The organism is Streptomyces olivochromogenes, from assembly GCF_001514115.1.
GTDB classification, from domain to species: Bacteria; Actinomycetota; Actinomycetes; order Streptomycetales; family Streptomycetaceae; genus Streptomyces; species Streptomyces olivochromogenes.
Genome location: NZ_KQ948454.1, coordinates 296,179 through 296,714, shown reverse-complemented (window position 1 = coordinate 296,714; position 536 = coordinate 296,179). Strand labels below are relative to the sequence as shown.

Here is a 536-nt window from a genome sequence, read left to right as displayed (position 1 = left end):
TCCTCGATCCCGGGTGCGGCGGTCACGTCCATCCGCATCGACGGCGTGCTGCACGAGTTCACCACCGTGCCGGGCGTCAAGGAGGACGTCACCGACCTGATCCTCAACATCAAGCAGCTGGTCGTCTCCTCGGAGCACGACGAGCCGGTCGTGATGTACCTGCGCAAGCAGGGCCCGGGTCTGGTCACCGCCGCCGACATCGCGCCCCCGGCCGGTGTCGAGGTCCACAACCCCGACCTCGTCCTCGCCACGCTCAACGGCAAGGGCAAGCTGGAGATGGAGCTGACCGTCGAGCGCGGTCGCGGCTACGTCTCCGCCGTTCAGAACAAGCAGGTCGGTCAGGAGATCGGGCGCATCCCGGTCGACTCGATCTACTCGCCGGTCCTGAAGGTCACGTACAAGGTCGAGGCGACCCGTGTCGAGCAGCGCACCGACTTCGACAAGCTGATCGTCGACGTCGAGACCAAGCAGGCCATGCGTCCCCGTGACGCCATGGCGTCGGCCGGTAAGACCCTGGTCGAGCTGTTCGGTCTGGC

The 536-nt window shown here is 66.6% G+C and carries 1 protein-coding gene; it reads left to right on the top strand.

Annotation, left to right across the window (positions count from 1 at the left end):
• Positions 1–536, top strand: a 536-nt coding sequence (rpoA, locus tag AQJ27_RS13720; RefSeq protein WP_067367873.1) for a DNA-directed RNA polymerase subunit alpha, incomplete at both ends; no start/stop codon positions are given.